At 76.7% G+C, this 1,082-nt stretch carries 2 protein-coding genes; both read right to left on the bottom strand.

Annotated elements, in window-relative coordinates; genetic code table 11:
* The coding region (locus AE652_RS49615; protein WP_369808380.1) for a hypothetical protein at positions 1-231 on the bottom strand (231 nt) is incomplete at its 3' end.
* 640 nt (positions 232-871) lie between these two features.
* On the bottom strand, positions 872-1,082 hold a 211-nt coding region (locus AE652_RS45910), incomplete at its 5' end, for a hypothetical protein (protein WP_049661362.1).

The raw sequence follows: 1,082 nt of genomic DNA, 5'->3' as shown, positions 1-1,082 counted from the left end.
GGCGATGGCGAACGGCCGGGCGGCGGGCGGCCCGACCAGGTCCAGGTGGCGGCGTCCGCCGGCCGCGGCTCCGGTGGCGGTGGCCGCCTCGATGGCCTCGGCGAGCGCCGCGTCCCGCGCGACGACATCGAGCAGTCCGGTCAGACTCATCTGGGGTCTCTTCTTCGTCCCGTGGCTGGTGCTGTCCCGGGGCGGCGAAGGCCCGCCGGGGCAACGCGAACGGCCCGGCACGCCGAGCGGCCGGGGGTCTCCAGCCTACGCCGCGGCACGGACACGCACGCGGTCCACGGCTCCGGCGGGGCCGGACCCGAGCCGGACCGGGGAACCGAGCCGGGGCCGTACCGGGGCCCGGGGCATCGCCCCCCCGCCCGTCCGCCCCCAAGTTTTGTCAGGAACACATCCGGGAACGAACGGCTGGACGGACCACCGGTCCGGCCGGCGGACGAACCGACCGGAACCCGCACCGAACCGGGCACGGCCATCCGCCACGAACTGGACATACTCCTGTCACTGGCCGTCCATGGAGATCGCGCACCATGGTGAACGTGCCCGCCGCACCCAACCGTGGGGGATGGCTGTGGGGGCACTGTCGCACCCCCGATGGGGGTCGGAGGTGCGAGGCCGGGCGGCCCTGGGTGGGGGCGCCCGCCCAAGCGCCGGGAACCGTGGCGCCCTTTCCTGGAGGGCGCCACGGGTCTCGGCCTCTTTCGTTCCCGGGGCCTACCCCGTCGGCCGCCGTCCTATCCCGAACCCGGCCCCCCGTTCCGTCCCCGCCCCCGCCCCGGCACGACCGGCACCCCGGCGCGACGAAGGCCCCGGCCCGCCCGGTGTGGGCGGTCGGGGCCTTCGCGGCGCGCGGTCGGGCGCCCGGTCAGCGGCGGTTGTAGCTCACCGTGTGCGGGGTCGCGTAGTCGCTGCCGTCGTCCACGATGATGATCTTCGGGACGATCCGGGTCTCGTCCTCCGACGGCTTCCCGGCGCCCTTCTCCACCGCGGCCGTCCCGTCGGCGGTCCCGTCGACCGTCTCCTCGGCGGGCGGCGCGGCCGGCTTCGGCGGCACCGGGCCGGTCGCCACGGGCCCG

The organism is Kitasatospora sp. MY 5-36 (assembly GCF_001182915.1).
Classification (GTDB): Bacteria; Actinomycetota; Actinomycetes; order Streptomycetales; family Streptomycetaceae; genus Kitasatospora.
Note: the sequence above shows the minus strand (reverse complement) of the source record. Positions and strands in the feature narration are given on the sequence as shown.